The 13,635-nt window shown below is 44.1% G+C and carries 13 protein-coding genes; all 13 read left to right on the forward strand.

Translation table 11 applies throughout. The features are described 5' to 3' along the window. Nucleotides 1–4 precede the first annotated feature (4 nt). The 13 genes from gyrB (at nt 5) to Q7P33_RS14795 (ending at nt 13,634) form a co-directional block, all read left to right on the forward strand. Nucleotides 5–1,921: a DNA topoisomerase (ATP-hydrolyzing) subunit B gene (gene gyrB / locus Q7P33_RS14735; RefSeq protein ID WP_303871463.1), complete on the forward strand. Its 1,917-nt coding sequence runs from the start codon at nt 5–7 to the stop codon at nt 1,919–1,921. A 20-nt stretch (nt 1,922–1,941) separates the two neighbouring features. Further along, complete coding sequence (gyrA, locus tag Q7P33_RS14740) at nt 1,942–4,443, forward strand: DNA gyrase subunit A (protein WP_303871465.1); 2,502 nt, start codon at nt 1,942–1,944, stop codon at nt 4,441–4,443. Between the two features lie 76 nt (nt 4,444–4,519). Beyond that, a complete protein-coding gene (locus tag Q7P33_RS14745; protein ID WP_303871466.1) occupies nt 4,520–4,663 on the forward strand; it encodes a hypothetical protein in 144 nt (47 codons plus the stop codon). Beyond that, a complete protein-coding gene (locus Q7P33_RS14750; RefSeq protein ID WP_303871467.1) occupies nt 4,663–5,115 on the forward strand; it encodes a PTS sugar transporter subunit IIA in 453 nt (150 codons plus the stop codon). Before Q7P33_RS14745 ends, Q7P33_RS14750 begins: the two co-directional genes overlap by 1 nt. Nucleotides 5,116–5,172: 57 nt before the next feature. Then, nucleotides 5,173–5,823: a ribulose-phosphate 3-epimerase gene (rpe, locus tag Q7P33_RS14755; protein WP_303871468.1), complete on the forward strand. Its 651-nt coding sequence runs from the start codon at nt 5,173–5,175 to the stop codon at nt 5,821–5,823. 27 nt (nt 5,824–5,850) lie between these two features. Further along, nucleotides 5,851–6,135 (forward strand): PTS sugar transporter subunit IIB, encoded by a 285-nt coding sequence (locus tag Q7P33_RS14760; RefSeq protein ID WP_070370641.1) that lies wholly within the window; start codon nt 5,851–5,853, stop codon nt 6,133–6,135. Nucleotides 6,136–6,445: 310 nt separating this feature from the next. After that, entirely contained in the window at nt 6,446–7,207 is a 762-nt protein-coding gene (locus tag Q7P33_RS14765; RefSeq protein WP_369693319.1) for a class I SAM-dependent methyltransferase, read from the forward strand. A gap of 126 nt (nt 7,208–7,333) precedes the next feature. Next, nucleotides 7,334–8,314 carry a M14 family metallopeptidase gene (locus tag Q7P33_RS14770; protein WP_303871481.1) on the forward strand — a complete coding sequence of 327 codons (981 nt, stop codon included), beginning with the start codon at nt 7,334–7,336 and terminating at the stop codon, nt 8,312–8,314. A gap of 82 nt (nt 8,315–8,396) precedes the next feature. Continuing rightward, entirely contained in the window at nt 8,397–9,338 is a 942-nt protein-coding gene (locus tag Q7P33_RS14775; protein WP_303871482.1) for a LysR family transcriptional regulator, read from the forward strand. 114 nt (nt 9,339–9,452) lie between these two features. After that, nucleotides 9,453–10,391 (forward strand): nickel ABC transporter permease, encoded by a 939-nt coding sequence (gene nikB / locus Q7P33_RS14780; protein WP_303871483.1) that lies wholly within the window; start codon nt 9,453–9,455, stop codon nt 10,389–10,391. Next, nucleotides 10,391–11,272 (forward strand): nickel transporter permease, encoded by an 882-nt coding sequence (gene nikC / locus Q7P33_RS14785; protein WP_303871484.1) that lies wholly within the window; start codon nt 10,391–10,393, stop codon nt 11,270–11,272. The genes nikB and nikC overlap by 1 nt, the downstream gene beginning before the upstream one ends. Further along, nucleotides 11,269–12,825, forward strand: a complete 1,557-nt coding sequence (locus tag Q7P33_RS14790) for an ABC transporter substrate-binding protein (RefSeq protein ID WP_303871485.1) — start codon at nt 11,269–11,271, stop codon at nt 12,823–12,825. The genes nikC and Q7P33_RS14790 overlap by 4 nt, the downstream gene beginning before the upstream one ends. A gap of 26 nt (nt 12,826–12,851) precedes the next feature. Continuing rightward, nucleotides 12,852–13,634, forward strand: a complete 783-nt coding sequence (locus tag Q7P33_RS14795) for an ABC transporter ATP-binding protein (protein ID WP_303871486.1) — start codon at nt 12,852–12,854, stop codon at nt 13,632–13,634. Nucleotide 13,635: the final 1 nt, after the last annotated feature.

The raw sequence follows: 13,635 nt of genomic DNA on the forward strand, positions 1-13,635 counted from the left end.
AAACATGCCAGAAAACAAAGCAGATAACTATACCGCTGATCAAATCCAAGTCCTTGAAGGCTTGGAAGCTGTTCAGAAAAGACCAGGGATGTATATCGGCAGTACCGGATCACGGGGCTTACACCATTTAGTCTATGAGGTGGTCGATAACAGTATTGATGAAGCCCTGGCCGGTTATTGTAAAAATATCAGTGTCACCATCCATCCGGATGACTCCATTACCGTTGTCGATGATGGTCGGGGGATTCCCACCGGTATGAACCACGCCCAGGGTAAAACGGGGGTCGAGTTGGCCTTGACGGTTCTTCATGCCGGAGGAAAATTTGGCGGTGGCGGCTATAAAGTCTCTGGCGGTCTGCATGGGGTCGGGGTCTCCGTCGTTAATGCGCTATCGGAAAAATTGACCATTGAAGTCAAACAAAAAGGTCAGATCTTTTTTCAAAGCTATGAAAAAGGGAAACCAACCTGTGACCTGACCGTGACTGGTACCACCAATCGCACCGGTACAACCGTTTATTTTAAGCCGGATAAAGATATCTTTGATGAAACCGTCTATGATTTTGATATTCTGGAACATCGTTTAAGAGAACTGGCGTTTCTTAATAAGGGCGTATCGATCACGTTAATCAATGAAAAAGAGTCACCCAAACGGAAAGAAAATTATTGTTATTCCGGTGGGATATATTCCTATGTTGAATATATGAATCGCAATAAAGATCCGCTGTATGATAAGATCACCTATTTTGAAAAAGAGCAGGATGATTATGCCCTGGAAATTGCCTTTCAATATACCACCGGTTATTCGGAAAATATTTTTTCCTATGCCAATAATATTAATACCCCAGAAGGCGGTACTCATCTCAATGGCTTTAAAAGTGCCCTGACCCGAACGGTCAACACCTATGCCCGAAAAAATGGTTTTTTAAAAGGGAATGACAAAAATCTAACCGGTGAAGATGCGAGAGAGGGTTTAACGGCCATTGTCAGCATCAAGTTACTGGATCCGCAATTTGAGGGTCAGACTAAATCAAAATTGGGAAATACCGAAGTGAAGGGAATTGTAGAAACCATTGTTGGCGATCAGTTGTCGGCACTAATGGAAGAAAACCCTGGAATTGCCAAAAGCATTATCGAAAAAACTCTCTCGGCCGCTCGAGCTCGGGAAGCCGCTAAAAAAGCCCGGGAATTCACCCGGCGAAAAAGTGCTCTGGATTCCACTGCCCTACCCGGGAAACTGGCGGATTGCCGGGAAAAAGATCCGGCCCTTTCAGAAATATATATTGTTGAAGGGGACTCGGCCGGTGGTTCGGCCAAATCCGGACGGGACTCCAAAACCCAGGCGATATTGCCGCTGCGTGGTAAAATTCTAAATGTTGAAAAAGCCCGCCTTGATCGGATTTTAACCACCGATTCTTTAAAATCAATGATTATTGCCTTTGGCACCGGGGTTGGAGATGAATTTAATGTTGAGAAGGCCCGTTATCATAAAATCATCATTATGACCGATGCCGATGTCGATGGGGCCCACATCCGGACACTGCTATTAACCTTCTTTTACCGTTATATGCCAGGTCTGATCGAAGCTGGTTATGTTTATATTGCTCAGCCGCCACTGTACAAGATTACCCGGGGGAAACAGGTGGATTATGCCTATACGGATCGGGATCTGGAGAAGAAACTCGAAGGTGTGGAAGATCGTTCGCGGATTGGTTTGCAACGTTACAAAGGTCTTGGGGAAATGGATGCTCACCAACTATGGGAAACGACGATGGATCCCAGCGTACGAACCCTGCTTCAGGTTAATATTGAGGAAGCCTCCTATGCTGATGAAATTTTCACCATTTTGATGGGTGATAAGGTTCAGCCCCGTAAAGAGTTTATCGAACGGAATGCAAAAAAAGTTAAGAATTTGGACATCTAGTCAAGAAGGAGTACTGTTAAATGCAAGAAATAATTGAATTTGATCGGGTAAAATCGATTAATATTGAAGAAGAAATGAAAACTTCCTATATTGACTACGCCATGAGTGTCATCATAGGTCGAGCCTTACCGGATGTTCGCGATGGCTTAAAACCAGTACATCGCCGGATTATTTTTGCCATGAGTGAGCTTGGCCTGACACCGGACAAACCCTTTCGAAAATCAGCCCGTATTGTCGGGGATGTTTTAGGTAAGTATCACCCCCATGGGGATTCATCGGTTTATGATGCGATGGTGCGGATGGCCCAGGATTGGTCGACTCGCTATTTGCTGGTCAATGGTCAGGGAAACTTTGGTTCAGTTGATGGTGACAGCCCGGCAGCAATGCGTTATACTGAAGCCAAAATGGGCAAAATTACGGTGGAAATGCTGCGGGATATCAACAAAGAAACGGTGGATTTTGGTCCTAACTTTGATGAATCAGAAAAAGAACCGATGGTTTTACCCTCAAAGTTTCCTAATCTACTGGTTAATGGTTCCTCCGGGATTGCCGTCGGGATGGCCACCAATATTCCACCCCATAATCTGGGTGAAATCATCGATGGTACCGTGGCCTTTATTGATGACCCGGATATTAGTATTGACGAGCTGATGAAATATGTCAAAGGGCCCGATTTTCCCACTGCCGGAATTGTCCTTGGAAAATCTGGGATTAAAAGCGCTTATCGTACCGGTCGCGGCCGAATCAAAGTACGTGGCAAGGTCGACGTTGTTACCACTAAAAAAGGTAAGAAACAGATTATCATTACCGAAATTCCTTATATGGTCAATAAATCCAAGCTGGTAGAAAAAATTGCCGAGTTGGTTAAAGAGAAAAAAATCGAAGGGATTTCCGATTTAAGAGATGAGTCTGATCTTAAAAAAGGGATGTCAATCATCATTGATTTAAAACGGGACGCCAACGAAACGATCATTTTAAATCAATTATACAAACATACCCAACTCCAGGAAACCTTTGGCGTGATTATGCTGGCGTTGGTCAATAATGAGCCGAAGGTGCTGAATCTAAAAGAGATCCTCTTTCACTATGTCGAACATCAGAAAGAAATTATTACCAGACGAACGATCTTTGAACTCAAAAAAGCCGAAGCCCGGGCTCATATTCTGGAAGGTTTAAAAATTGCGTTGGATCATATTGATGAGGTGATTAAATTAATCCGGGCTGCCGCCGATGGTAAAGCTGCCAAAGAGCAATTGATTGAGCGGTTTAAGCTTTCGGAAATTCAGGCTCAGGCGATTCTGGACATGCGTCTCCAGCGTTTAACTGGTCTGGAACGAGAAAAAATTGAAGAAGAATATAAAGAAATTATGCTAACCATTGCCAAATTAAAAGCCATTTTGGCGGATGGTCAATTGGTTCTTAATATCATCAAAGAAGAACTGATCGAAATCAAAGAAAAATATGGCGACAAACGACGGACATCCTTTGATATTGACGTCGAAGATTTTGAAATTGAAGATTTAATCAAAGAAGAAGAAGTAGTTATCACCATGACCCATATCGGTTACGTGAAGCGCATTACGGCCGATAATTACCGGTCACAAAAACGGGGTGGTAAAGGGATCACGGCGCTGAGTACCCGGGAAAATGATTTTGTCGAACATCTCTTTACGACCACCACCCATCATTATCTAATGTTCTTTACCAATCTGGGTAAGGTCTATCGTTTAAAAGCTTTTGAAATTCCTGAAGGTGGTAGAACCGCCCGAGGCACTGCCATTGTCAACCTGCTGCCATTAGAAGAAGGCGAGCAGATTGCGACGATGATTCCGGTGAAAGAGTTTACCGCTGATAAATATCTGATAATGGCTACCAAACAAGGGATCATAAAGAAAACCGATCTGACTGAATATGACACCTCCCGTAAAAATGGGATCATTGCCATTAACCTGCGCGAAGGAGATGAGCTGATTAATGTTCGTCTGGTAGAGCAGGATGAAGAAATTGTCATGGGAACGCAATGTGGTTATGCCATTCGCTTTAATTCCGAAGAAGTGCGACCAATCAGTCGAACCTCCATTGGGGTTCGAGGGATTGAACTCCGGGAAGACGATGTGGTGGTTGGTATGGATATTGTAAAAGAAGAACTCTTTGTTCTTTGTGTCAGTGAAAACGGCTATGGCAAGCTGAGTGCATCAGATTTGTATCGTCCTCAGAAACGGGGCGGCAAAGGTGTTCAAACCTACAAGGTCACCAAAAAAACCGGGGAACTGGTGGGCTTCTGCGTGATCAGTCGGGATGGCGAGATTATGATGATTAATAATCAGGGCGTCGTGATTAAGCTGGAAGGTAATGACATCAGTGCCGTTGGCAGAAATACTCAGGGGGTTCGTCTGATGAAATTAAATCCAGATGAATCCATTGCGACGATTTCAAAAGTCTACAAGGAAGATCCGGTTGATGATTTTGAAGAAGATGGTGAAAACCAGATGACACTTGTCGATTCAACTGAAAAAGAATAAATCACTCAACACCCTGTTTTCCTATTAATTTAAGTAAACAGGGTGTCTTTTTTTAAAAGAATCTGAGGTTAAAAAGTTGCAAACGTTGTCCGGTGTTAATGGATCTAAAAAAGTGACAAAACGGTTTTGGCATGATAAAATAGATCAAAAAAAGGAGAAAACAACGGTGAAAACCATTTTGAATAAAGAAAAAAAAACCGTGCCAGTTGAAAAAGAATAATGGGCTCATTAATCCAAGTCGATCGCATTCAGGTTAATTGTCTGGTTAAGGATCAATTTGATGCCATTGCTTTAGCAGCCAAACCACTCCTGGAAAAGGACTGTATTACGGAGGAATTCATCGATGCCGCAATCGAAAGAGAACGGATTTTTCCAACGGGATTACCAACAAAAATCGGCGTCGCATTACCTCATACTGAAGCAAAATATGTTTTAAAAGAAGGCATTTCGATTTTGACACTTAAAAACACGATTGTTTTTGCAGGTATGGGTAATCCGAAAGAAAGCATCCCGGTTCAGATTGTTTTTTTATTGGCCATCAGTAATCCTGAAAAACAACTGCGGATTCTACAGACAATTATTACGATCATTCAAAATGAAAAAATGCTTAAAAAAATCAGGGATGCAAAAGAACCACTTGATATCTACAATTTAGTAAAAACATTTTTATAAAAGATGTTGTGTGAAGATTAATTGTGAAAAATAACCAAACAGAGAAAGAGAAATTAAATGAATATAAAAATAGCACCATCGATGCTCAGTGCAGATTTTACCAATCTGGAACGGGATCTTAAAGAAGTTGAGAAGAGTGGCGCAGACTATCTTCATGTAGATATTATGGATGGTCATTTTGTCCCTAATATTACTATCGGCCCGGATCAGGTGGCGCAGCTGCGAAAGACGGTAGACATTCCTTTTGATGTCCATTTGATGATTAGCGAACCACTTAAGTATATTGACCGTTTTGCTGATGCTGGAGCAGATATCATTACCGTTCACGTGGAATCCGATGGTGATATTCAAGCGTGTATTGATGCCATTATTCGTAAGGGTGTCAAACCGGGATTGGTAGTGTCGCCCGATACCGAGATAAGTGTGATCAAACCATATCTGGATCAACTCGGGATGGTTCTGATTATGTGTGTTCATCCAGGTTTTGGTGGACAAAGCTATATCCCTGAAAGTACCGAAAAAATAAAAGCCTGTCGTAAAATGATTGGTGAACGGGATATAAAACTTCAGGTTGACGGCGGGATTAACTTTGATACCTTAAAAGAGGTGGTAACAGCGGGAGCTGATGTCATTGTTTCCGGATCGTGTTTATTTAAAGGCGATATGAAAGAGAATATGGAACAATTTAGAAAAATTATTCAAGGATAAATTCTAAAATTGAAAGAGGGAAGTAAAATGAAACTTGTTTTAGTGGCGTGTGGAACGGCCCTGGCAACATCAACCGTGGTTGCCAAAAAAATTGAACAAATCGCTCAGGAAAATGGCATCGAATGTCAAACCGTTCAAGCCAAAGCGGTTGATGCCTTTACAAAGTATCAGGAATTGCATCCGGATGCGATTGTCTGTACCTGTCAATTGGAAGGGGATATCGATATTCCAGTGATTAATGGCCGGGCTTTTTTAACGGGAATTAATTTACAGAGTACTATTGATCAATTGATTGAGATATTAAAAAAATAGAATTGACAATTGATAATAATTTAACGTATAATATTTTTGGTTGGATCTAAAAACGAAGAGGATAACATTTTTATTGATCTGAACATCAATAGAAAAAGCCATGAAGGTTACGTGTGATTAACTTTCATGGCTTTTTTTTATTGGTTTTGGACAAATAAAGAATTGTCCTTGACAGATACAAGAGATTATGAGAAAATACGGCTAAATTAAATACACGTATATACAAGGAAGTCATGAAGACTTAATTTGATCAGAAGATCAGTTTATTTCTTTATGGCTTTTTTTAGTTGTAACAGGAAAAAAGGGGAAAATGATGGAAAAAATTCTTGAAAAAGTGGAAAATTATTGGGATAAACGCTCGGAAGGGTATTCAGAGGTCAATGTGGCGGAGCTGAACAGCTACAAAATGGATGTCTGGAAAGAACTGATCAATCGTCATAAGCCAGCAGTGATTGGCCGCAAGCTGAAAGTTTTAGATATTGGCACTGGCCCGGGTTTTTTTGCCATTACCATGGCTTCCTGCGGCTATGATGTAACAGCGGTTGACTACACCGATGCCATGCTCCATAAGGCCAAACAAAATGCCGGTCATTATCGAAATCAAATTAAATTCATGCAGATGGATGCCCATCACTTGATTTTTGAAGACAACAGTTTTGATTTGATTGTAACAAGAAACCTGACATGGAATCTGGAACGTCCCGACGAAGCCTATAAAGAATGGCACCGGGTACTGGCTCCCGGCGGACGAATTCTGAATTTTGACGCCAACTGGTATCTCCATCTTTATGATGAAGAAAAAAGAACCGAATATTTTCAGGATCGGGTTAACTCAGAACTAGAGGGCGTCAATGATCACTATGTACATACCGATACCACAGCGATGGAAGAAATTGCCAAAAATCTGCCGCTCAGCCGAACCATGCGGCCCCAGTGGGATGCCGCAGTTCTGATTAATACCGGTTTTAATAAGGTGACGGTTGAGCAGGGGATTGGGGCTGTAGTCTGGGATCAGGAAGAACAGATAAATTATGCGTCCACCCCGATGTTTATGATTTTTGCAGAAAAATAAATAATGCTAAAATAAACTGGTGAGGCAGTAATTCCCAGAAAGGAATTACTGCCTCGTTTTAGATTAGATCGTTTAAAACAAAAAAAGTTTATAAAATTCTTTTATTTGGCAAAAGGAGAAAAACCAGTGGAAATAGTAATTGATAATCTGGTGGCAAAAAAAGGAACAAAAGTTTCTGGTTATGTGGCGGTTCCCAAAACGGAGCTTAAATTGCCGGTGACTATTATTAATGGACAAAATTCCGGAAAAACAGTATTGATTACCGGCGGAGTCCATAACGCCGAATACACCGGCATTGAAACGGCGATTCGTCTGGCTCAGGAAATCATCCCAGAAGCAGTAGCCGGTTGCTTGATCATCATTCATCCGGTCAATATCAGCGGATTTGAAAACCGCACGATGAGTGTGGTGGCCGAGGATGGAAAAAACCTCAACCGGATTTTTCCGGGTAATCCGGACGGTACAACCGGGGATAAGCTGGCGGCTTATTTAACAGAAATGTTTTTTAAAAAGGCTGATCGCTTTATTGACCTTCATGCCGGGGATGGTTATGAGTCGCTGACTCCTTACGTTTATTATGTTGGTGCAGCCAAAGAGGCGGTCGTCAGTGAGTCCGAGGCCATGGCATTGGCGGTACTAGTGCGCTATCGGGTTAAATCGTATCTGGCCACCAGCGGCGCCTATAATTATGCCGGTTCGATGGGGATTCCCGGTATTCTGATTGAACGGGGCGGCGAAGCCCGCTGGTCGGAAGATGAGATTAAAAACTATCAGGAAGATGTTAAAAATGTCTTGCGCTATTTAAAGGTTTTGGCTGAGCCGATGCGATTGTCTGCAGGTAAACAGCAGGAGGTGGTGGACGTTGTTTATGAAGAGGCCGAAGTCACTGGATGCTGGTACCCCAATAAAAAAGCCGGTGAGCCGTTTTTAAAAGGCGATAACCTGGGTGTGATAAAAGATTATTTTGGAAAGGTGCTGCAAACCTGTATCGCTAAATATGATGGGATCGTGCTTTATCAGGTCAGTTCGCTGACCATTTTAAAAAAGAGTCCGATGATTGCTTATGGAAAAATAAAAAATAATGGGGTTAATAGCAACGAGAAATAAAAAAAGTTAAACGTAACGACAATTGATTTTAGCGGACGGATGGTTTTTTATGAAGGATAATCGATTCAAAAAGGTGTGTGATATGATTGAACTTAAGCAACTGAAATATTTTGTGGTCTGTGCCGATGTGGGATCATTCAGCAAAGCTGCCGAAATCCTCTATACGACCCAACCCAATGTCAGCAAGGCGATCAAGGCGCTAGAAGAGCATCTCGGATTTAGCCTCTTTCATCGTAAAAGTCGGGGGATTCTGTTGTCGTCCCGGGGCAAACACGTCTATGAGTATGCCTGCAAAGCCATTGACAATATCGAGATGCTGGCTTCGTTTTCCCAGACGGATCGGATTGAGCAATTGCAGATCGCCAGTAATCCCAGTGCCTGGATGGCTAAGGTATTTGCGGATTTTTATAATCGTTTTCACGTCAAACAATTGCATTTTGAGCTTTATACGGCCTCGGTGGCAGAAATCATCAAGCGGGTAGCCGGTTATCAGGACGAGCTGGGCTTTGTCTATGTGATGGACAGTCAGAATACCGCTTTTCAGTACATCTTGACCAGAAACCATCTGGAATTTGTGGAGCTTAAAAAAACTCAGGTGGTATTGTATCTGGGGCAGAAACATCCGCTCTATCAGGCCCGTGAGATCAGTGAAGCAGAACTGAAGAAACTAAAGCTGGTGCAGTGCTATGAAGACGAATTTGATCTTAACAATTACTGGAAAATAACCAATCCGCATGGAAAAGATATGTCCGCCCTGGAGAGTGTGGTGGTGACCAACAGTGACTGTGTGATGATGCAGCTGCTGCAGACCACTGATCTGGCGAATATCGGCAGTGGGTATCTTACCGATGATGTGGATGAGAAGGAGCTCAACGGTATTCCCCTATTCGAAGAGGAAAATGTGGTGATGTTTGGCTATATCCACAGGCGGCACGACGAATACAGTGACTGGGGAAAGCGGTTTCTGGAATTTATGATGGTAAATCTGGAATTGGGGGATCCCGATAAAGGCCAAATGGAATAAGAAGGTATGCTAAATTGGAATGGCGAAATAACCCCCCATGGAGGTTGTAACGCCATTTTCTAAGTGATAAAATCTTACCGGTAAATGCGCTAATGCGAGAAAGGTTTTGCATTAATGAAAAAATATGTTGGAAAACGTCTATTACAATTAATCCCAATTATTCTGGGCATCACCCTGTTATCCTTCACCCTGATGCAGTCAGCCGCCGGGGATGCCGTGGATGCGCTTTACGATAATGCCAGTGGTGGCGTATCCGAAGAAGTCAAGGCCGAGAAACGGCATGAACTGGGGCTCGATCAGCCCTTTATTATCCAGTATACCAACTGGCTTGGCGGGGTATTAACCGGTGATATGGGTGTTTCCTATATATCAAATAAACCGGTTTTTGAAACCTTTGTGTCAAAATTGCCAGCGACGATTTATCTGACACTGACCTCAATTTTACTTACTGTACTGATTTCGATTCCCTTTGGTGTTTTATCGGCCGTTCGGCATAATTGCTTCACCGATTATCTGATCCGCTTTTTCAGTTTTATCGGCAATGCCTTACCGGGTTTTTTTGTCTCGCTACTGCTGATCTATTTTCTTGCCCTACAGCTAAAGCTGTTTCCGGTTATGGGCAATGGCGGTTGGAAGAGCATCGTTTTGCCGACTCTTACCCTGGCAATTGCGATGTCAGCCAAATACACCCGACAGGTTCGAACAACCGTCCTGGAAGAACTCAATAAGGACTATGTCATCGGGGCTCGGGCCAGGGGGATCAGGGAGCCAGTGATGCTTTTTGCCAGTGTTTTAAAGACAGCGATGCTGACCATTATCACCCTGCTGGCGTTGTCGATCGGTTCGTTGTTGGGTGGTACCGCAATTGTTGAATCGATTTTTATGTGGGATGGGGTCGGAAAATTGGCGGTAGATTCGATTATGATGCGGGATTACCCGATGATTCAGGCCTATGTCATCTGGATGGCCATTATTTATGTGGGCGTAAATCTGGTGACCGATATCATTTATCATTATCTGGATCCCCGGATTCGATTGGAACAGGAGGGCTGATGGAAGTAACAGAGCGTACAGCGGTCCGGATCAGAACCCGGAAAATAAAAAAAGATCAAACGATGACGAAATTCTATCTTTTTCTGACTTTGGTGATAATTCTATTGCTGGTGGCAGCCCTGGCACCCCAGATTGTTCCCTATGATCCCTATGCTCAGGATTTGACTCAGGCCCTACAGCCGCCCAGTCCGGAGCATCTGCTGGGAACGGATCGCTATGGCCGGGATATGTTGTCCCGGGTGATAATGGGGGGACAAACCACCATTTACTCGGCACTGTTGCTGGTAGGAATCATTACTGGATTTGGTACTTTGGTGGGGCTATTCTGCGGGTATCAGGGTGGCAAAATTGATTCCTTGATTATGCGGGTTTCGGATGTCTTTCTGGCGTTTCCAGGAATGGTTTTTGCGATAGCCGTGGCCGGTATTTTAGGTGGTGGGCTGATCAATGCAGTGGTGGCGCTGGCCTGTATTTCCTGGCCTAAATTTGCCCGGTTGTCCAGAGGACAGGTGCTGGGTATTAAAAATATGCCCTATATTGCCGCCGCCAGGCTTAGTGGTTCCGGCTCGATCAAGATTGTTTTTAAACATATTTTGCCCAATATTATTGGCCCGATTCTGGTAACCTCCACCCTTGATATTGGCACCATGATGATGGAACTGGCAGGATTGTCTTTTCTGGGACTGGGGGCGATGCCTCCAATTGCCGAATGGGGTTCAATGATGAGCGAAGGGCGTAGCATGCTGCAGACATCGCCATGGGTAATTCTAGCACCCGGTTGTGCTATTTTTATATCAGTAACATTATTTAATTTACTGGGGGATACGGTCAGAGATGTACTGGATCCCAAGACGAATAAGAGAAAAAAGGAGAAGAAATGAAAGTAAAAAACAAAATTCTGGCAGTGTTGTTGACCACCACATTGATCGGCGGGATGCTAACCGGCTGTGCCAGTTCAACCAGCACCAAAAGTGCAGAAGAAAAGGTATTTAATTATGGAACCGTAGCCTATAGTGTCGGCAATTCAAATGTGGGAATGAATCCTCATGAATCCTACATCGGTTGGTCAACCCTTCGTTATGGGGTCGGTGAGACGCTCTTTAAATTTAATGAAAAGATGGAGCTGGAGCCCTGGCTGGCCAAAGATTATGAACAGATTGATGACTATACCGTTAAAATCAATTTACGGGATGACGTTACCTTCTCCAATGGCAAGAAAATGACCGGGGAAGCCGTTAAAGAGTGTTTTGATAACCTGATTGCGGTTCATGATCGGGCCCCAAAAGACTTGCAGATTAAGTCAATCACCGCTGATGGACAAAGCATCACGATCGTATCAGATAATAAGGTGCCAGCATTGGTAAATTACCTCTGTGACCCGTATGGCTGCATCATCGATATGGAGGCTGGGGTAACCGCTGATAAAAATGTCGTTGGAACAGGGCCTTATGTAGCCAAAAATATCACTGAGACCGAAATCAATCTGGAAGCAAACAATGACTATTGGGGTGGAAAACCAAAGGTTGGGAAGGTAAATATCAAGAGTATTGTTGATGGTGATACCTTAACCATGGCCCTGCAAAGTGGCGAAATTGATGCGGCTCAGGGTCTGCCCTATGCCAGTCTGGAACTGTTTCAAAACAATGATGACTACACCATCAGCTCTACCAATACTTCCCGGGTTTATCAGGCTGCTTTAAACTATAATTCAGCGGTGATTAAAGACGATGCTGTTCGTAAAGCCATGGCCATGAGTATGGATAAGGATGGGTTTACCACGGTGCTGTTAAAGGGCAACGGAACGCCGGCGGACGGTCCTTTCCCAGCTAACTTTACATTTGGCGGCGACGCGGTTAAAGATACCGCTTATGACATTGACGGCGCCAAAAAAGTGCTGGAAGCAGCAGGTTGGGTTGATTCTGATGGCGATGGTATCCGCGAAAAAGATGGTCAGAAATTATCGATCAAATGGTTGACCTACACTTCCCGTCAGGAGCTGCCGTTGCTGGCCGAATCAGTTCAGGCGACCTATAAACAAGCCGGGATTGATGTACAGGTCAATGCCACCGATTCCTACAAGGATTTCCTGAAAGCCGGTGACTACGATGTCTTTGCCAACGCCTTTGTAACTGCGCCCACCGGAGATCCCCAATATTATTTCACCACCCATGTGGTTGATAATTCTGACTACAACCGCGGACACTACCATAGCGACAAGGTAGAAGCCCTGGTTGCGCAACTGCGAAGTGAATTTGACACCGAAAAACGGAGTGATCTGGCGGTTTCAATTGCGCAGCAAGTTCTTGACGACAATGCCTATATCTATGCCTCGCATTTAAAAATGTCCTTTGTGATGAAAAAGAGTGTTACTGGCTTTACTGCGCATCCATCGGATTATTATGAAATCACAGCCGATCTGGATATCAACGAATAAATCGTCCCGATCAGAAGGAAGGGTTTATGCAACAACCATTACTGGAATTTCAAAATGTCGAAATATCCTACAACGGCGAGCCGATGGTTCGGGGGATCAACTTAACCATGCAACCAGGTGAGATCCTCGGGATTGTCGGCGAGTCCGGCAGTGGCAAAAGCACCCTGATCAGGGCCGCTATGGGTCTACTGGGCCCGGATGGTTTAGTCAATCGGGGCGAGATCCGCTACAAGGGCCAACCGGTTCTTGATCTTGAAGACGAAGCCTTGCGGATGCTGCGGGGGCCGGAAATGGGGATGATTTTTCAGAACTGTGGCAGTGCCCTGTGCCCTATAAGAACTATTGGTGAGCAACTTTATGAAACCATGGCCGAGCATGGCCTTTGTGACCGCCAGCTGGTTCAGGAAAAAGCCACAGCTTTGTTTGAGAAGGTTCATTTAAGCGACGCGGAGCGGATTTTAAAGAGTTATCCCTTTGAATTATCCGGAGGAATGAATCAGCGGGTCGGCATTGTCATGGCGATGCTGTTGGAACCCGAGTTGCTTTTTGCCGATGAACCGACCTCGGCGCTGGACGTCACCGTCCAGGCTCAGGTGGTCCGGGAAATGATGGCAATGCGGGAAGCATTTGGAACCGGAATTGTGGTGGTGACCCATAATATTGGGGTGGTGTCATTTATGGCCGATACCGTGGCGGTGATGTGCAAGGGTCAGCTGGTTGAATATGGCAAGGCCCGGGAGGTGATTGAGCATCCCCAGCAGGATTACACCCGCCAGCTGATTGCGGCCATGCCCCGGATAAAAAGGTGAG

The organism is Acetobacterium wieringae, from assembly GCF_026646375.1.
Lineage (GTDB): Bacteria > Bacillota > Clostridia > Eubacteriales > Eubacteriaceae > Acetobacterium > Acetobacterium wieringae_A.